The sequence below is a fragment of the Sulfitobacter sp. 1A15299 genome (assembly GCF_043556915.1).
GTDB lineage: Bacteria > Pseudomonadota > Alphaproteobacteria > Rhodobacterales > Rhodobacteraceae > Sulfitobacter.
Map to the genome: position 1 here is coordinate 1 of NZ_JBIFFJ010000018.1, position 19,434 is coordinate 19,434.

General features: G+C 62.3%; 11 protein-coding genes. 6 read left to right on the forward strand and 5 right to left on the reverse strand.

All coding sequences use genetic code 11. From position 1 onward, the window contains the following. Positions 1 to 266: 266 nt before the first annotated feature. Positions 267 to 2,855 carry an ATP-binding protein gene (locus ACGYK7_RS14450; protein ID WP_394403181.1) on the reverse strand — a complete coding sequence of 863 codons (2,589 nt, stop codon included), beginning with the start codon at positions 2,853 to 2,855 and terminating at the stop codon, positions 267 to 269. A 24-nt stretch (positions 2,856 to 2,879) separates the two neighbouring features. Then, positions 2,880 to 3,362, reverse strand: coding sequence for a molybdopterin-dependent oxidoreductase (locus ACGYK7_RS14455; RefSeq protein ID WP_394403182.1), 483 nt, complete (start codon positions 3,360 to 3,362; stop codon positions 2,880 to 2,882). Positions 3,363 to 3,613: 251 nt separating this feature from the next. On the opposite strand from ACGYK7_RS14455, the gene ACGYK7_RS14460 reads away from it, so the two are divergent. The 5 genes from ACGYK7_RS14460 to ACGYK7_RS14480 all read left to right on the forward strand — a co-directional run bounded on the left by ACGYK7_RS14460 (position 3,614) and on the right by ACGYK7_RS14480 (position 14,673). Then, positions 3,614 to 4,234 carry a response regulator transcription factor gene (locus ACGYK7_RS14460; protein ID WP_067267389.1) on the forward strand — a complete coding sequence of 207 codons (621 nt, stop codon included), beginning with the start codon at positions 3,614 to 3,616 and terminating at the stop codon, positions 4,232 to 4,234. Between the two features lie 419 nt (positions 4,235 to 4,653). Continuing rightward, positions 4,654 to 5,166 (forward strand): hypothetical protein, encoded by a 513-nt coding sequence (locus ACGYK7_RS14465; RefSeq protein WP_394403183.1) that lies wholly within the window; start codon positions 4,654 to 4,656, stop codon positions 5,164 to 5,166. A 58-nt stretch (positions 5,167 to 5,224) separates the two neighbouring features. Further along, positions 5,225 to 7,858: a beta strand repeat-containing protein gene (locus ACGYK7_RS14470; RefSeq protein ID WP_394403185.1), complete on the forward strand. Its 2,634-nt coding sequence runs from the start codon at positions 5,225 to 5,227 to the stop codon at positions 7,856 to 7,858. A gap of 119 nt (positions 7,859 to 7,977) precedes the next feature. Then, complete coding sequence (locus tag ACGYK7_RS14475; RefSeq protein WP_394403187.1) at positions 7,978 to 13,719, forward strand: hypothetical protein; 5,742 nt, start codon at positions 7,978 to 7,980, stop codon at positions 13,717 to 13,719. A gap of 225 nt (positions 13,720 to 13,944) precedes the next feature. Then, complete coding sequence (locus tag ACGYK7_RS14480) at positions 13,945 to 14,673, forward strand: hypothetical protein (RefSeq protein ID WP_394403189.1); 729 nt, start codon at positions 13,945 to 13,947, stop codon at positions 14,671 to 14,673. Positions 14,674 to 14,750: 77 nt separating this feature from the next. On the opposite strand, the gene ACGYK7_RS14485 is transcribed toward ACGYK7_RS14480, so the two are convergent. From ACGYK7_RS14485 to ACGYK7_RS14495, 3 genes are all read right to left on the reverse strand, one after another. Then, entirely contained in the window at positions 14,751 to 15,857 is a 1,107-nt protein-coding gene (locus ACGYK7_RS14485; RefSeq protein ID WP_394403190.1) for a M24 family metallopeptidase, read from the reverse strand. A gap of 88 nt (positions 15,858 to 15,945) precedes the next feature. Then, on the reverse strand, positions 15,946 to 17,535 hold the full coding sequence (locus ACGYK7_RS14490) for an ABC transporter substrate-binding protein (RefSeq protein WP_394403192.1): 1,590 nt from the start codon (positions 17,533 to 17,535) through the stop codon (positions 15,946 to 15,948). Between the two features lie 52 nt (positions 17,536 to 17,587). Then, positions 17,588 to 18,196: a helix-turn-helix domain-containing protein gene (locus tag ACGYK7_RS14495; protein WP_394403194.1), complete on the reverse strand. Its 609-nt coding sequence runs from the start codon at positions 18,194 to 18,196 to the stop codon at positions 17,588 to 17,590. 205 nt (positions 18,197 to 18,401) lie between these two features. Here ACGYK7_RS14495 and ACGYK7_RS14500 point away from each other — a divergent pair, with 205 nt between their 5' ends. Further along, complete coding sequence (locus tag ACGYK7_RS14500) at positions 18,402 to 19,433, forward strand: ABC transporter permease (protein WP_394403196.1); 1,032 nt, start codon at positions 18,402 to 18,404, stop codon at positions 19,431 to 19,433. Position 19,434: the final 1 nt, after the last annotated feature.

Sequence of the window (19,434 nt, forward strand, 5' to 3'; positions counted from 1 at the left end):
GGAGCCGCTCCCTGGGGTAGGGGAACGGGCAGCAGCTCCCGAGAAGGCCCGCGTCGTGAAGCATATTTTCAGGCGAAGCGGTCGAAATGAACCGGTTGCCAGCTTGGGACGCGGTCATTGTTCTGGTCAATGACGCCTTCGTGCAGACCCGTCTTTCGGCGGGCATACTTAAATATAGATCGCGTTTTGTCGTGTTGCATCTGAGCGGGGGTATAAACGCGCTAGACTTAAGGATAGGTTTCCGCCGCCCTGCGCAAGCAGGCTTGTCAGAGATCGAGCTGCGCCTTCATCGCCGCCAGCGTCGCGTTGCAGGTGGCGGGCAGAGCCTCGGCCAGTGCGCGCGCCTCTTCGTCCTTGCCGGTCTTGCAGGCGGTCTCGATCTCTTTGAGTAGGCCGTGCAGCCGGTCGGCACCCAGCATACCGCACATCCCGGCCATGGCATGGGCGCGTGCCTGTAGGTCAGGCAGCGCATTAGCGGCCATCAAGTCGGGCAGATCGGTCGCGACCTGTTGATCGAGCTTTTCCACCCGCTCGCGCAGTTTCTCCGCCCCCAGCAGGTCAAGCAGGTCTGCGATTTGTTGTTCGTTCAAGAGGGGCCGTTTCGCGGATTTCGCCTGCACCGATGTCGGGGCGCTGGCCAAACGTTCGGGCAGAGCCTGTTCCGGCATCACTGCGCGCCCCGAAAGCTCGCGCAGCTTGGCGCGCAGCACCTTCATATCCAGCGGCTTTTGCAAGAACCCCGACATTCCGACCGCGCTGAACTCCGCCCGTTCTTTCGGCATGGCATGGGCGGTCACGGCGATGATCGGCGTGTCGCGGTTGGGGCCGTCGCCGGAGAGGATCGCCTTGGTCGCCTGAATGCCGTTCACCTCGGGCATGGAGATATCCATGAGGATCGCATCGAAGGGCGCGTCTTCGGCCAGGTCAATCGCCTCGCGCCCGCCGGTGGCGAGGGTGACATCATGGCCGATCTTCTCAAGCATTGCCTTGATCAGCTCGCGGTTGATCTCATTGTCGTCCACCAGCAGAAGGTTGAGCCGCTTGGCCGCGGTGGGTTCGGCGCGCTTTTGCGGGTCGGGGGCCGCGTCGCAGTCGATCTCGGCCAGATCGGCAAGCTCTACCGGCAGGCGCAGGGTGAAACATGTCCCCTCGCCCACGGTCGATTCGCAGGTGATCTCGCCCCCCAGCCGCTTGACCAGACGGCGCACGATCCCAAGCCCCAGACCGGTGCCCCCGGTGCGGCGTTCATAGCGGCTGTCGAGCGAGACGAAATCTTCGAAGATACGGTCGATATCCCCCGCCGGAATTCCGGGGCCGTCATCCTCGACCTGCAAGTGAAAGACTTCCCCCTCGCCCGCCGATTTGGCGAACCAGCCGCGCAGGGTCACATCGCCGCCGGGGCTGAACTTGATCGCGTTGCTCAGCAGGTTGACCAAAATCTGCTGGATCGCCCGCGGGTCCGTCACGATGGCCTTGTCATCCAACTGGGTCAGATCAAGATGCAGCCGGGTGCCACCGGCCTCGGCCAGAGGGTCCATCGTGTTGATGATTCCCGCCATCAACACGGTCATGTCACAGGTCTGACGCACCTGTTCATAGGTTCCCGCCTCGCTGCGCTCAATGGCGAGCACGTCATTGATATGGCCCAACAAAATCTCGCCCGAGGTCATCGCCGCATCGAGATAGCGCTTTTGCTCGTCGTCGAGACGGTCATCTTGCAGCAGTTGCAGGGCCGAGATCACACCGTTGAGCGGCGTGCGCATCTCGTGGCTCATCATGGCGAAAAAGCGGGATTTTTCCTGATAGGCATCAAGCGCTTCGTCCCGCGCGGCGATGATCTCGGCCTCGCGAAGGCGCTTTTCGGTGATGTCCCGAATATAGGCGATGAAGAGCGACCCCTGCCCCATGGGCGATTGGGACACGGACATTTCGACCGGGAAAACGCGCCCGGCATGGTCGATCATCTCAAACTCACGGCGGCCCTTGTCGGCGACCTCGGTCTCGCCGGTGCGACGGAACCTTTCAAGCCTTTCGCGGTGCACCATGCGGTCGGCCGGGGGGATCAACAGGCTGATATAGTCCCTGCCCACCGCCGCCTCATGGGTGATGCCGAAGATCTCTTCGGCGGAGCCGTTGAAATCTTCGATCTCCCCCTGTTCGTTGATGACGACGATGGCATCGAGCGATGCCTGAAGGGTGGTCGCAAGGCGCAGGTGATTTTCCTCGACCAGTTGCGAAGTGCGGTTCAATCGGCTGGCCTGCCGCGACAAGCGGTAGACCGCCCCGACCAAGGCAAGGGTGACGATCAAGACAATCGCCGCCATCACCTCGATCAGCCGAACGATCTCATGGCGTTCGTTCTGGGACATCTCGCTGGCAATGGCGATGGAGGCGAGGGCAATCTCGCGGGGCACGTCTTCGATGCTGCGCAACATGGCGTCGATATCGTCCAATGCCGCGATCAGGTCGGCATCAGACCCGTCGATTGCGGGCAGGAACCCATCCAGCAGAGCCCGCAACTCGCGGATTTTCGGCTTGGCCTTTGCGTTGTTGCGCACCCGTTCGGCCAGCAGGACACGGCTATAGAAGATGTCGAACCGCTTGCGGAACTCGTCAAGCGCCTCGGGTGTGGCGGATTTCGCCTGCGCCAAGGCGCGGTCGGTCTTGAGGAATTCGATCTCGATCTGCGTAAAGACCCATTCGGCATGGTCTTGCTGCGCACTGTCGAGCGCTTGAATCCGGTCCCAGACGTTATAGGCCAGATAGGCGGCGATGCTCATCCCCAGCACGAGGATCAGCATCAAGACCTGTCGGCTTCTTGCGCGCGCGGGCCCGAATTCTCCTGCGTCGTTCATCCAAGCCCTCTGCGCCATTGTAAGTTACTCGACACGAATTCGGTCAAGCTGCCAGATCGACCGGCTGTAGACCAGTTCCGTCTGATAGGAGATGTCGCTGTCATAGGGGTAGACCACCCAAAGCGGCCCCTTGTCCCGGCGCGACATCTCCTCGCCATTGGTATGGTAGGCGATGATCGGCCCGTCTTCGACCGCGTCGGACATGGGGATTTCCACCGCATAATCATTGATCGCCGTCGCGGTGATCGTGCCCTCTTCGACGTTCAGCGTCTCGAAGAGGTCTTTCAACGATACGCCTTCGAACTCCTGCGTGCCATCGGTCCAGATCGTCGCCGTCTCAAAGCTTGAGACCGGCATGGATTTGAGGTCCGCAAGGGTGAAGCTATGGGTTTCATCGGCCAGCGTTACTTTAAGCACGGCCTCTTCGTCTTGGGCGGCAACCGCCGACGCAAGGCCCAAAGAGAGGGCGGCCGCGGTGATGGTCTTGCTGAGGTACTGAAAGGTCATGTCAAATTTCCTTATCTGGCGTGGTAACCTGACCATACCCTGCCCGAAGGGAAGGCGCGAAGGTGCAGAAGCGCATCCTCTCTATACCAAAGGATAGGTGCCCCTGACCCGGCGCGCCCCGCCTTGCCATCCCAAAGGATAGCGACGCATGCCTTTGCCCCCCTTCCCCCTTGGGCTTTCATCTTTCTTTTGAAACGGGCACACTCTACCAATTAAAGAACGCCGGCCATTTTGGCTTCAGGAGATCAATTATGTCTTTGCGTATTTTAATTGCCGATGATCACGACATGGTCCGAGAGACCATTGCCATGTTTCTTGATGCGGATGGGGCCACCGTCACCGAAGCGGCGAGCGATCTGGCCGGCGCGCTGGACAAGATCAAATCAGAGCCGCCCTATGATCTGGTGCTGCTGGATTATACGATGCCCGGCATGAAAGGCTTGCAGGGTCTGCAAACCGTCCTCGATATCAATGAGGGTCGCCCGGTCGGGCTGATCTCCGGCACCGCCACCCGGCTGATTGCCGAACAGGCGCTCGAAATGGGGGCGATCGGCTTTCTGCCCAAGACGCTGCCCGCCAAGTCACTGGTCAACGCGGTGCGTTTCATGGCAGCGGGAGAGACCTATGCCCCGGTCACCTTCATGTCGGGCAAGGACAATCCCGAAGAGACCGATTTCGAAAAATCCCTGTCCGAGCGAGAGCGCCAGGTGCTGCGCGGATTGATGAATGCGCAGTCTAACAAAGAGATCGCCCGCGATCTCGATCTGCAGGAAGTGACGATCAAACTGCACGTCAAAACACTTTGCCGAAAACTCGACGCAAAGAATCGTACCGATGCGGCGATCATCGCGCGCGACGCGGGCTTCGTTTGAGGCCCGTTTTCCGCCCCTGAACCACCCCCCGGCATCGGCCCAGCGCGCGCCCTGGAGCGCCGCCAATTTCCCCTCCGAGTGTAAACCATAATCGCCCGCCCCGTGCGGGCTTTTTTGCGTTCTGGCTATGGTGACCCGCGTCGAATCAAAGATTCGGAAACCGCAATTTTCCCAGCAAAATTAACCATATGCGCGACCCGCGCCCAGCGCCGTTTCCGCGCCAAATGATAGGCCGCGGCGCGACCCGATAGGGCCTCCTATCCTTTCGGCTAAGCGCCTGACCACAGGCTCAGCGAGTTAACCGTTCGCTCAGATGATATCGGTATCCGGTTCCCCGAAGATGAGAACAGGACAGCGCAATGGGCGTGTCCGTTCATTGCAATCGCCGGCTCTTCACCGGCCAACAAGGGAACTACTAGATGCGTAAACATATCTCCCAATTGTCCAAGACCCTCATTGCAAGCACGGCCTTGTCGCTTGCGGGTTTCGCGGCTGCGGCTGATGCGCTCACAAGCGAATTCTCCTTCCGCGTGGTGGAAACCAACGCCGAGGGCGAAGAAGTGCTCGTCGAGCGTAAGACGGTCCGCCCGGGCGAGGTCATCTCTTATGAGCTGCGTCACCAGAACATGACCGACAGCGCCATGGAAGGGCTCGTCATTGCCGCGCCGGTCCCCGAGGGCGTCTCTATCACATTGGGCGCCGAAGTGACCTCTGTCGCCGCGGTATTCGAGGTTCAGGCCGAGATGGACCCCGAACAGGAAGGGCTGGAATGGTCCACCGTTCCCGCCATCCGCAAGGTCGTCGATGCCGATGGCAACATGACCGAAGAGCCGCTCCCTGAAGAGGCCGTCGCCGCCGTGCGCTGGACCTTTTCCGAACCGCTCGAAGCAGGCGATTCCGCCTTCAACAGCTACCGCGTGCGCCTGAACTAATCCCGGCGCCTCTCTCTCCACTCTCTCTCCAACTACTATAGAACTAGCGAATATTAACGTGAAACATCAAACAACCTTCCTGCGCTCTGTCAGCGCCGTTGCTCTGACCGCCGTGATCGGCACTGTCGCTTTCGCGGCGCCCGAAGCGGGCTCTGTCATCGGCAACCAAGCCGTGGCGACCTATACCAATGCTGCGGGCGACACGATCACGGTAACCTCCAACACCGTTGAGACAGTCGTTCAGCAAGTTGCCGGCGTCACCCTGACCTCCGACAACACCGAAACCATCGCCCCCGGCGGTAAGGCGTTCCTGCCGCACATCATCACCAACGATGGTAACGGCCCGGATGCCTTTGCGCTGACGGCAGTGGAAACCGACACCGGCACGCTCGACACCTCGCAGCTGGTCTTCTACCCCGACGCCAACATGGACGGCGTGGCCGATAGCGCCACCCCGCTGACCGAGACTCCGACCCTCGCCCCCGGTGAGCAGTTCGGCATCGTGATCGAAGCCTCCGTCGCCTCCACGGCAACCGGTTCCGACACGATCACCGTCACGGCGGCCTCGACCCTCGACGGCACCGTGCTGAGCACCAATACGGACACGCTGACAATCTCCAACGACGCGATTGTCGAGTTGGTCAAATCGATGACGGCGGACCCGGCTTCGGGCGGTAACCCCAATATCATCGACGCAGGCGATACGGTAACGATCACGCTGACCTACTCCAGCACCGGTCTGGCCGCGGCCAACAGCTACTCTGTGCAGGACGTGCTCGATGGCCGCCTGACCTATGTGCCCGGCTCGGCCCGCTGGTCTGACTCTGCCACACCGCTGGACGATGACAACGGCTCCACCGTCGTCGACGCGACAAACGGCTCTGGCGAGACCATCGCTTGGGACTATGACGACGCGCAGAACGTCAACTTCCTGATCTCCTCTGTCGGTTCCGGCCGTTCGGGTGAGGTGACCTTCCGTGCCGTGATCGCGGATACCGCCAATGCGGGCATCATTACCAACGTGGCGACCCAGGACGTTGACGGCGTGGCCTTCCCGCCATCGAACACCGCCTCTGTCACCTTAGACAACCAATATGCGGTGGCGGTTGCCGATACGGCAATCAACTCCAACGGCACCGCCAACCCGGCCATCGCCTCGGCCACCGACGATGACGCGGCCAACAACGATGTCGTCACCGAAACCGGCGATGTCTACCAGGGCGGCACGATCCGTCAGGAATTCGTGCTGACCAACCTCTCCAACAGCCCGGACAGCCTGACCGTTGATGTCGCCAATGACGACTTCCCCGCCGGCACCACCTTCCGCTTTGTCGGCGCCGATGGTGTCACGCCGGTGGTCGGCTCTGTCGGTCCCTTGGGGATCGGTGACAGTGCGAAGGTGACCTTGATCGCGACACTGCCGACCGATGTCGCACCGACCGCGACCACCAATTACACCGCGATCATCACCACGACCTCGGACAACTCGGGCGTCAGCGACGTGTCGACCGCCGAATTCTCTGGTGCGGTGCTTGCGGCTTCGGTCGATCTTGAAAACGCCGTGGCCGGTTCCGAAGGCGATGGCGCGGCACCCACGAACGGTGGCAACCCATGGGTCACCCAGTCGACAGACCCGGGCGCGCCGGTTGTCTTCGACATGCTGGTCGAAAACAACGGCCCCACCTCGGACAGCTTCAACCTGTCGCTGGATCAAGCCCTGCCCGCAGGCTGGACGGTTGAGTTCCAACTGCCCGACGGCTCGATCGTGTCGAACACCGGCACCATCCCCGCAGGCGCATCGCAGGCAATCCGTGCCGTGATCACGCCAGCCGATGGCGCCCTGCCCGGTGATACGCTGGTCGACATCGCGGTCGTCTCTTCCGTCTCGGGTCAAGGGGACCGGATCGTCAACCAAGTTACGGTCAACGAAATCTACGACGTGAAGATCATCGAGAACCAAAGCGCGCAGGCTTCGCCGGGTGGTATCGTGGACATCCTCCACACTATCTCGAACGAAGGGAACGTGGCCATCACCGAGGCGTCGATCACGCAATCGGGTCTGACCAACTTCTCCGGTGCGATCTTCTGGGATCAGAACGGCAACGGCGTGATTGATCCGTCCGAACCGGTGATCGACAACTTCGATGACCTGACCGACGGTGTCTCGCCGGGTGTCAACGGCCTTGCCCCGGGCGACAGCATCTCGCTGATCTACCGTGTGCAGACGCCATCGACAGCTACCCAAGGTGTGTCCGAAGTCGGCACCATCACCATCAACAACACGTTGAACGGTGTCGGGACCGATATCGACCAGACGAACAACGCCGTCGAAGACCGCGTGGTCATCATCTCGGGCGATGTCACACTGAGCAAGTATCAGTACATCGACGCAGGCTGCGATGGCACCGTGGGCACCTTCACCAAGACGCGCCTTGATGTCGAGCCGGGCCAGTGCATCCGCTACATGGTCGAAGCCGAGAACACAGGTGCCTCTGCGGCGGACAACGTGATCATCACGGATGCGGCCCCGGCCTATACCGCGATCACGAACTGTGGCGGCGCCTGCCCTGAAAGCCTGTTCCCGGGCACCAGCACGGCCACCGTCACCTCGACCAACGTATCGAGCACGCATGGCACGATCCTTCCCGGCGGCTTTGCCCGGGTAGAGTTCACCGTGCGGGTCGACGACTAAGCGACCTCTCGGGCGCCCCCGGGCTGAGCGATGCTCTCCCCGGGGGCGCCCCCTCCTCTCCCCGTTTCCGTCTCCCCGATTTTCACGCCCTTCCCAGGGATCGCAACAGGAGCAAGCTGATGCGCAGTTTCCTTATGTCTAAAGCCCGCCCGGCTCTGGCCCTGATCAGCGCCTCCGCACTGGGCCTGAGCCTTCTGCCCCAGACCGCCGCCGCCGCCCCGGCCCCCGGTGGGTCTTTCATCCGCAACGTGGCAGAAGTCAGCTATTTCAACACCTCCCTTGGCATCATGGAACGCGTCTTCTCGAACCCCGTGCGGGCCGAAGTCGCCGCGGTTCCCGGGCTGGAAGTGACCGGCTACTCCGACCTTCTGCTGACCCGCGGTGCCTTTGGCCGCTATCATTTCGACGTAATCAACAGCGGCAACGTGCCGCTTTCCACATCGGTCAGCATCGGCGAGCAAGGCAGCGCCAGAATGATGTCGCGCCAATCGCTTTTCCCTGACCTGAACGGCAACGGCCTGATCGACACCGAAGACCGCGCCTTCGATATGTCCGCGCCCTTCATGCTTGCCGTGGGCGAGCGGTTGCAGCTGATCTATGAATTCCGCATCTCCGCCGAGACCCCCGTCAGCACCCAATTCGCCAGCATGTTGATCGCATCGGCCGTGACCGAGGATGGCCAAAGCCTGACCGACGACGCCATGGGCGTCTCGCGGGTTGAGGAAGGCGGGCTCGAAGTCTCGAAAGAGCAGGTCGTCGCAGAGAGTGACGCGGGCGCGCTCATCACCTACACCCTGCGGCTGCGGAACGACTCCGAGCGGGACGCCTTTGGCTACCCTGAGATTGAGGGCCAGCCGATCGTGATCGACGGTACGCCCCGGACCGGCGTCTTGCTGCGCGATGCGATCCCGCTGAACACCGTGTTCCACGCGGTGCAGGATTCGGGCACCATGACCGCACTGGTTCACATGCGCGGCGCGCCTGACCACCACTACGTCAGCGTCGCCCCCGCCGGGCTTTCCCATGACGTGGACGCGGTGGCCTTCTTTCACGAGGGCGACTACGCCATTGGCCATGCGACCGATCCCAGCTTTTCGGTGCGCGTGCCTGCCGACTTGGGCAAGGTAGAGGTGCAAAACACCGCCTCGGCCTTCTACAACAACCAGGAAAGCACCCTGCTCTTGGCCTCCAACACCGTGGTCTATGACCGCGACGATGAGACAGCGGGCAGCTTGATCTTCGAACACCCCGAGACCGGCGCGGACCAGCCCTATGGCACGCCGGGCAGCGACACCCGCCTGCGTCTCACCTCGGGCGCCTGCAACATCAGCACCGAAGTCGACAGCACGACGGTGACCATCCGCAGCATGCTGACCGGCGATGTGGAAACCCTCATCGCGACCGAGACCGGGGCCAACACCGGTGTCTTCCTCACCCCCGCCCTGCCCTTGGCGCAGATGTCGCCCGCCGTTGCCGGGGATCAGGTCATGGCCACGGACTTTGGCAATAGCTTCATCGCGACAGCGACTTGCGACAGCGTGGTGCTTGAGGACGATCTGATGATCAACCCCGGCAACTTCCTGTTCAACTCCGTCACCAACGCCCCGATCGACGGCGTGGCCGTGGCGCTTGTCGACGCCCGTTCGGGCAACGAAATGGCCCGCACCCAGACCGACCAGCGCGGCTTTTTCACCTTCTCCGAAATGCCCGCAGGCGACTACCGCTATCAGGTGATGGATGCGCCCGCATGGATCTTCCCCTCCGCACGTCTGGATTATGCCGGCATGGGCCGCAGGGTGATGGATGCCGGTTGGGGCCGCGCGTTCAAACACGCGGGCGGCGCATTGTTCGTCTCCGATATCCCGGTGGACCCGCATTACGGCACGCCGCTGGCGCTGGACAAAGCCGCCGACCTCGACCGCGCGGGTCACGGTGAATTCGTCACCTATACGCTGAGCTTCACCAACAACATGCACCAGGCGCTGATCGGCGGCGAAATCCTCGACCGGCCTGCCTATGGGGTGAACTTCGTGCCCGGCACGGTCACCCTCAACGGAGAGCCGCTGGACGATCCGCAAGAGATCGGCAATGGCGATCTGCGCTTTGACGTGGGCATGCTTGAACCGCTGTCGAGCCATGAGCTGTCCTATGTGATGCAATTCTCTGCCGCCGCCCGCGAAGGCCGCAACGAGAACACCGCCATCCTGTCGGGCCGCCAAGCGGGCACCGGGGCGTTGCAACAATCGCAAACCGCGCGCGCCATGGTTCGGCTCGACAATTCGGGCGGTGTCTTTGCGCGCCAAGGCACCGTGCTGGGCGCCGTCTTTATGGATTGCAACGGCAACGGTCTGCGCGACCGCGTCGAGGATGAGCCGGGCATTCCCGGCGTTCGCATCGTGACCCAAGAAGGGCTCTTTGTGGTGACCGATATCAATGGCGCCTATTCGCTCAACGGGATGCGCCCCGTGACCCATGCCTTCCTCGTGCAGCCCGAAACCCTGCCTGCCGGAACCGCGGTGCAGGTGACCCGCACCAACGATCTGCGCCGGGGTGGCTCGCGCATCGTGCCGCTGAAGAAGGGCGAGTTGCGGACCGAGAACTTTGCTGTGGCCCAATGCACCCCCGAAGCGCTTGAGGAAGTCGGCAAACGCCGCGACCATTTCGCCGGGAAACGCCAGACCCCCGGCATGAATGCAGCCGATCTGCCGATCGATGGTCAGCGCAGCAGCACCCGTTCGGTGCGCAGTGAGGCTGGCATCGCCACCACCACTCAGCTGACCCCCGGCATGATCGCGGCGCAAAGCGAGGAAGCCGGGCGCGCGCCCTCCTCGATCGCGCAAGCGGCCCGTGCCTCGGCCCAGCGTCAATCGCTCGACAGCATGATCCAGAACCTCGATAGCGCGCCGGGCTTTGTCGACTTTGCCGAAGACACGTCCGTCACCCGCGCCACGCAGAACATCCGGATCAAGGGCAAGGCCGATCTCACGCTGTCGCTTTTGGTGAACGGGCGCGAGCTGGGCGGCGACCGGGTGGGCGAACGCACCAGTCTGGAAAAGAACAATGTGCAGGCGCTGGAATATGTGGCGGTGAAACTGGCCTCGGGCGAGAATGTGCTGACGCTGGTGGGTCGTGACGGTTTCGGCATCGAACGCGTCCGCAAAGAGCTGCGCCTGACCGCCCCCGGCAAACCCGCCCGGATCGAGATCCTGATGCCGGAAACCGCGTCGGCCAATCCCGCCTCGATGGTGCCGGTCGTGGTCCGCGTGCTTGACGCCGGGGGCCGCCCGGTGCCCGCCTCGGGCACTGTGACCCTCGCCGCCCGCCGATCGCTTTGGGACGTGACCGACATCCGCAGCAGCGCGCCCGGTGTGCAAGCCTATCTCGACAATGGCGAGGCGACCTTCAACCTGATCCCGCCGCAGGCTTCCGGCCCCGATCTGATCACCGTGCGCTCCTCCTTTGGCGAAGCCGAGGCGCGGGTGACCTTCACTCCCGACCTGAACGAACGTGTGCTGATCGGTGTGATCGAAGGCGCGGTTTCGCTGAGCGGAGATGCGGGCAATGTCATCGAAGAGGATCGCATCAGCGCCTTCGAAGACACCACAACCGGGATCCGGGGTGAGCTCTACCTCAAAGGGGTGATCCGTGGCGATGCCCTGTTGACCCTGCGCTACAGCTCGGACCGGGACACCGAAGACAGCCTGTTCCGCGACATCCGGGGTGAGGAATACTACCCCGTCTACGGCGACAATTCCGAACGCGGTGCCGATGCGCAATCTTCGTCCAACCTCTTCGTGAAGGTCGAGAAAGGCCGCTCCTACGTGCTCTACGGCGATATCGCCATCGCGCCCGAGGCCAGCGCGCTGAAACTCGGTGGCCTGCAACGTGTCGCCACCGGCGCCAAAGGCCATTGGGAGAACGACCGCGTCTCGGTCACCGTCTTCGCCGCCCGGACAGCGCAAGAGCAGCAGATTCAGGAAATCCGCGGGCGCGGTGTCTCTGGCCCCTATGACCTTGACCTGAGCGGCTATGTGCAGGGGTCCGAGCGGGTGGAGATCCTCGTGCGGGACGAAGACGGCGGCGATATCCTGTCGGCCACGCCCCTGCTGCGCGGCACCGACTATCTACTCGACTTCTTCCGCAACACCATCACTTTCGACAGCCCGGTGCGCCAGTTCGACCTTGACGGCAACCCCGTGTCGATCCGCGTGACCTATGAGGTCGAAGCCGAGGGCGCCGAAGCCTATTGGCTCTATGGCGGTGAGGTGAACTATGCCCTGTCCGAGCGGACCTCCGTCGGCGCCCGCGCGGTCCATGCCGATGCCCCCCTGGGCAACACGGCCCGCCAGCGGATGCATTCGGCCTATCTGCAGCACGAAGACCGCCAAGGCGGACTGTGGGAAGCCGAGGTGGCCCGGTCGGAGAACGCCATGGGCGACAAGGACAGCGCCGCGCGCCTGTCCTATGAACTAAAGACCGAAACCCGTCACTTCGCTTTCGAGGCGATCCACACCGGCCGCGACTTCTACGCGCAAGGTGGGGTGGCCCGGCCTGGCACCACCCAGGTCCGTCTAAGCTATGGCGAGGAAATCGACCGGCGCAGCGACATCGCCTTCGGCGCGGAATACACCCGCGACCGGATCAACGACAGCACGCGGCTGACCGTGGATGCGATCTATTCCCGGCATCTGAGCAAGACCCTGCGCGGCGAGATCGGCCTTGAGTACAGCCGTGACCGCACCGCCAGCGGCAGCGAGACCGACACCGCCCTGATCCTCGGCGCGCATTGGACCCCGGCAGCCCGCCCCGGCACCGTGATCGAGGCCAAGCTGCGCGCCCCGCTCAGCGGGGACGCCCCCACCGAACTGACCCTCGGCCTTTATGACGAGCCCAAGAACGGCTGGCGCGTCTATAACGAGATCGAGCTTCAATTCGGCAGCGACACTCTCGTCACCCGCGCGGCCTATGGCTTCACCTATACGATGAACGAATGGGTCACTGGCCGGACCGAAATGACCAAGGCCAGCGGCACCAGCGACACCACCATGGTGCAGGGCCTGTCCGTCGATTGGGACATCAACGAAAGCACCAATCTGCGCGCCGATCTTGAGCATTCGCGCAACCTTGAGACCAATGACGGAGAGCTCACCTCCTTCGCCATCGGCACAAGCTGGGAATCGGCGGATGGTGACTGGGTCGGCGATGCCGAGCTGGAAACCACTTGGGAGGAGAGCGGCAAGACCCATTACGCCAGCTTCGGCATCGCCGGCAATGTCACCCCTGAGCTGACCGTTCTGGCCCGCAGCCGTGCCGCGCTCGACCGCCGCGCGGGCGAAAACTCCCGCCGCATGCGCACCCGCATCGGCGCCGCTTATCGCCCAAAGGACAACGCCCGCTTGGATGTGCTGGCGTGGTACGAGCACCGTCTGGAAGAGAAACACGCCAGAACGGAAACGCATCTGTGGTCGATCGACGCGAATTACGAGATCGACGCCGACCTGCGGATCAACGGCAAATATGCGGGCCAGCATCAGAAGATCGGCACCACTGCCGGCGCGCGGGCCAGTACCACGACGCAGTTGATCCAAGGCGGTCTGAACTACGAATTCGGCGACGACCGGTTCCAACTCGGCCTCAACGCCACGCATCTGTGGGACAGCGAGGGCAATTCTTCCAACGGGATCGGCGCCGAGTTTGGCTTCACCCCGCGCGAAGGTGTCCTGCTGGCGCTCGGCTACAACAAGGCCCGCGGCCGGGTCGCAGGGCAAAGCAGCCTCTATGACGAAGGGTTCTATTTCCGGTTCAACCTGCTGTTGGACAACTCACTCTGGACCCAGTTCGACCAGTTCCTCGGAAGCTGACCGGGAGACTCAGCCCCGAGGGAGAGCCACGTTCCACGCGCATCTGGAACGTGGCTCATTTCTCTTTCGGCGCGCGGCGTCGTTCCAAAGTCGACCCGGCCTATTCCAAGCGCCGGGCCGACTATCCTTTCGAGACGCTAACTAGCTGTCCGCATTAATGAAATATCGATTTTAGAGGCGCATGATCAGGGACAATGCAAACCTCCAGCCCGATGGGAAACTCCGATGAAAAAGCTCGCTGCCAGCACTGCCTTTTGCCTGATCGCCGCCACCCTCTCCGGCGCGGCAAATGCAAATGATTTCGCCCGTTTCGACAGCCGCAAGATCGCCGTTACCGGCCTGAACTTCGCCCTGTCGCCCTCTGCCTCGGATGCGCGGATCCACCTCAACCGGGGCATGATCAAGACCCCTGCCAAACATGCACAGGCCCCCCGCAAACTGACCCTGCCCACGCGCGGCGGCCCATCGGCGGCGGTGCGACATGTCATCGCCTCCGCCGAGGCCGGCGCGAAAGGCTATGATGCGGTGCAACATGGGGCCCGGATCAAGCCGCCCAAGCGCCCCACAAGCATGACCATCGGCGAAATTTATCGCTGGATCAAGGCAACCCCCGGCCAGCCCCATGCCATCGGGCGCTATCAGTTCATCCCCAACACTTTGAAAACGCTCGTCGCCGAAGCGGGGCTAAGCAAGAGCGATCGGTTCACCCCGCAGGTCCAAGACCTGTTGGCGGATCTATTGCTCGAAGACGCAGGATTTACTCCCTTCATGAAGGGCAAGATCAGCCGCCATCGTTTCATGGAAAACCTCGCCCGCATCTGGGCCGGGCTGCCCACTTCGACGGGCCGGTCCTATTATCACGGCCACGCGGGCAACCGGGCTGTCATCACCTGGAACGAGTTCGACAGCCATATGAAAAGCATCTTTGAAAACACGGCACGCGGCACCTCCTGACCGCGCGCCCCACTCCTCTCTCTCTCCGTCTCCCTCCAGGCCAAAGCGCGCGCATTTTCGCCGCTTTGGCCACCTTTTTAACCGCAGCGCTGCATCTCGCGCGGCAATTCCGAGAAGATTTTCGGCCCATCGGCGCGTAGGATCACGATCTCTTCAAGGCGCACGCCGAACTTGCCTTCAAGATAAATGCCCGGCTCAATTGAAAAGACATTGCCTTCGGCCAGAACCGCATCGGAATTCGCGGCGATATAGGGCGGCTCGTGGATGTCTATGCCAAGGCCATGGCCGGTGCGGTGCAGGAAGTTTGCACCATAGCCTGCCTGCGTGATCACATCGCGCGCCGCGCGGTCAATCTCGCGTGCCGCGACGCCGGGGCGGGCGGCATCAAGAGCGGCCTGTACCGCCCGCTCGACCGTGGCGAAAACCGCTTCGTACTCCGCATCGGGCGTGCCGAAAAAGCCGCTGCGGGTCATGTCGGAGGGATATCCGTTCAACCGGCAGCCGGTGTCGATCAGCACGGCCATGCCCTGCGCCAATGCCGTATCGCCTGGGTAGTGATGCGGGAAAGCGCCGGATTCGCCGAAACAGACCGAGCAGAATTCAAGGCCCGCGCCGTTGGCTTTGTAGTGGTCCTGAATCAGCGCCACGATCTCACGCTCGGTGATGCCTTCTTTCAACGCGGCAAAAGCAGCCTGAACGGCACTGTCGTTCAGCAGATGCGCGGCCTTGATCGCGGCATATTCTTCGCCGTCCTTGCTGGCGCGCAGCAGACCGACGGTGTCATCGGTAAAACGGCGGCGCGGGTGATCGAGCGCATCCAAAAGCCGCAGGGTGAAATCGGTGCGCATGGTCTCATCCAGCACCACCGACAGGCCGGGGGCCGTAGCCCCGCAGGCGTCGAGCAGTTCGGTGAGGGCCGCGGCTGGCCCCTGATCGTCGCTCCATGCGTGAAACGGCAGATCGGTGTCCTTGCGCGCGGCGGCGGCGTTCAGGGCGGGCATCAGAAACCCCGCGTAATCGGCACTGACCAGCAGCATAACAGGGCGTTCGTCGCCATGCGGATGCACGCCTGACAGCCACGCCATATGGCTCGACGGGCCAAGGGCGACAAGATCGGTGCCCGTCTCGGCCATGCGCGCACGCAGGTTGGCAAGGCGGGTGTCGAAGGGGGAGGAAGCGGACATGGGCAAAGACCTTGGTATTCAAAAGGGGTATTGGGATGCGCGGGCCGAGGGGAGCCCTCGGCCCGCGCAGGGATCGGGTTAGGCTGGATCAGCCCTTTTCCACCAACCGGTAGAAGACGAAATCCGATGTCGCGCCGTTCACATAGCCGGTCACATCATCGTCCATCGCCACCTGATAGGCCGCTTGGAACATGATCACGATGGGCGAGTCCTTTTGCACCTTTTGCTGAAGGTCGCGGTACATTTCGAGCCGCTTTTCCGGGTCGGCCTCTGACAGCGCCGCCATGGTCTGCTTGTTCAGCTCCTTCGGCACGGCCCATGCGTTGCGCCATGTGGTGGTCGCGGCATAGGAGTCGTCGGAGTTGTCCGAGTTATAGGCAAAGGCCTTGGCGTTGGAATGCGGGTCCATGAAGTCGGGACCCCAGTACAGCAGCATCGCCTCGTGGCTGCGCTCACGGTACTTGGTGATGACCTGACTGCCGGTGCCGGGCAGGATCTCGAAGTTGATCCCTGCATCGGCAAAGCTGGCCTGAAGCGATTGGGCCATGTCGGTGAAGGGCGCCGCGTTGATCACGTCGAGCGAGACGGTGATTGGCGTCTCAATCCCGGCATCGACGAGGATTTGCTCGGCCGTTTCAGGGTCGTAGGTGAATGGCGTCTCGTCAAAAGAGCCGGGGAAACCTTTCGGCCAGAAGGCCTGATGCACGTCCATTTGACCCTTGATGATCGAATTGGTCATGCCTTCGTAATCCACCAGATAGCGGGCGGCTTCCCAGACGGCGGGCGGGGTCAGGCTCTCGGTCTTTTGGTTGAACGACAGGAAATGCACCGCCGCCTGCGGGTAGGTTTCGACCTTGATTTCCGCATTGTCGATCGAGGCGATCTGGTCCGGCGTCAGGTTGCGCGCAAGGTCGATGTCCCCCTTCTCAAGCAGCAACTGCTGGGTGGCGGATTCGGCCACATGGCGGATGATCACGCTGTCGATCTCGGGCGCGCCGTTGAAGTAGCCCTCATTCGCGCTCATCCGAACCATCTGCGCCGGCGCATAGCGGTCGAGCTTGAAGGGGCCGGAGCCGGCGGAGTTTTTGTTCAGCCAGGCGTTGCCCATGTCGCCATCGACTTCATGCTCCTTCACCAGCACGCTATCGACGATGGAAGCGGGACGCGCGGCAAGTACGTTCAGCACAAAGGCCGGGGAGAAATCGCCGTCGTATTTGACGGTGACGGTGTTGCCCTCGCCAGTGACCATCTGGTCGATGTTTTCAGCCGTCCAGCCCAATTGGGTCAGGATGAAGGCCGGGGTGAGGTTCAGCTTGATGACGCGTGCGAAAGAGAACAGCACGTCATCCACAGTCACCGGGTTGCCGGAGGCGAATGTCGCGCCGTCGCGCAGGGTGAAGGTGATCGTCTTGGCCTCTGCATCGGCTTCCCAGTCAGAGGCCAGCCCTGCTGCCAGCACCGTGGTGTCTTCGGCGTCATATTGCACCAGACGGTCGTAGAGGTTGGTGACCAGCTCGCCGGAGGTGAACTCATAGGCCTGCGCAGGGTCGAGCGCCACGATGTCGTCGATGTTCTGCGCCACCACCAGCACGCCTTCGGGCGTGTCGGCCATGGCCAGCGGCGCGGCCAAGGGCAGCGCCAGCGCGCTTGCCAATAGGGTTGATCTAAGTGTTCTCATGGTTGTCTCCTTGTTGGATCGTTGAAGTTGGAATGTCATCTGCCCAGCGCGCCTAGGCTTTCTTGATCAGTTCAGGCAGCTCGATGGCCCCTGCCCGGTTCAGCACGGCCAAGGTGCCGGTCCAGAGAATGCGCGCAGTCGTGTCGGTTCGGTTTGCCCAAGCATGGGGAAGCTGGCCGCTGTAATGCAGACAGTCGCCCGCGCTCATGCGGAATTTCTGCCCGTCGAGGGTCTGCTCGATCTCTCCCTCAAGGACAAAGACCATCTCCTCGCCCTCATGGCTCACCGTCTCGGATTCGTAGCCGGGCGGGACGTGAAGCAGATAGCTCGACAGTTCTGCACCCGGGAAAGTGGCGGCAAGGCTTTCATAGGTCAGTGATGAATTGGCCAGCGCGAATTGCGTGCGCTCATTGCCACGGGTCAGTCCGTCCGAGGGTTTGGGCGCGGCGATGAAATATTCCAAAGCCACTCCCAGCCCATCGGCGATCTGCGCCAGCGTGCCGAGGGACGGCGTGGCATTGCCCCGCTCCACCTGACTGAGGTAACCCATCGATACGCCCGATTTGTCGCAGAGCATTTGCAGCGTCATCTGCATCTGCTTGCGCCTTTTGCGGATCGCGGCACCGAGGTTCGGCTCCGGCTTGGCTTTGTCGCGCGGCATCTTGGTCGTCTCCCCTATTCTGAGCCGACGTTACAAAAAATTATTTTGTCTGGCAAAAAAATTTTTGCAAATGGCGAAATTTGTTTTATGCACAAAGCATCCGAACGGTGCCACCGCACTCTTAGGCCGCATGTCGGCGCAGGAAATGGCTTGCTTATCAAGGGCATCGGCGAAGGAAGGGAGGGCGTGGCCCGTGAATACGAATATGACAACAGCCCGCAAGCTGGCGCAGGGGGTTTCCTCTCTCGGCGGCTTTGCGGTAGTGACCCTGCTCACCTTCATCGGGCTGATGGCGATCACATTTTTCATCGGCCGGGTCATTCCGATTGATCCGGTGCTGGCCGTTGTCGGCGACCGCGCGACCCAAGAACAATATGACGCCGCTCGGGTGGCGATGGGGCTGGACCGGCCCCTGATCATGCAATTCTTCTCCTATGTCAGCGATGTGTTCCAGGGCGATCTTGGGCATTCCGTCTCGACCAACCGGCCCGTGGCGCAGGACCTCGCCCAGGTCTTTCCCGCCACGTTGGAGATGGCAACGCTGGGCATTCTGATTGGCATCGGCCTTGGCGTGCCCTGCGGTGTCTGGGCCGCCGCGCGACAGGGCACTTGGGTGGATCAGATCATCCGCGTCTTCGCGCTGCTGGGCTACTCGGTGCCCGCCTTTTGGCTGGGGCTTGTCGGACTTGTCATCTTCTACGCCAATCTGGGTTGGGTCGCGGGGCCGGGCCGTGTCGATATCTTTTACGAAGGCATGGTCGAGCCGCGCAGTGGGCTGATGCTGGTGGATTCGGCCCTTGCGGGTGAGTGGGACATCTTTTGGAATGCGCTGGATCACCTGATCCTGCCTGCCGCGATCCTCGGTTTCTTTTCCCTCGCCTATATCGCACGGATGACACGCAGCTTCATGTTGGACCAACTGGGCCAAGAGTTCATCACGACCGCCCGCGTCAAGGGCGTGGCGGAGTGGCGGGTGCTTTGGGTGCATGGGTTCCGCCCGATCCGGGTGCCGCTGATTACCGTGATCGGCCTGTCCTATGCCGCCCTCCTCGAAGGGTCGGTGATGATCGAGACGGTCTTTGGTTGGCCGGGCATCGGCAATTACCTGACCGTGGCGCTGCTCAACGCCGATATGAATGCCGTTCTGGGGGCGACGCTGGTGATCGGCGCGGTCTTCATCCTGATCAACAAGCTCTCGGATGTGCTCTACCGCATCCTTGACCCGCGCAGCCGCTAGG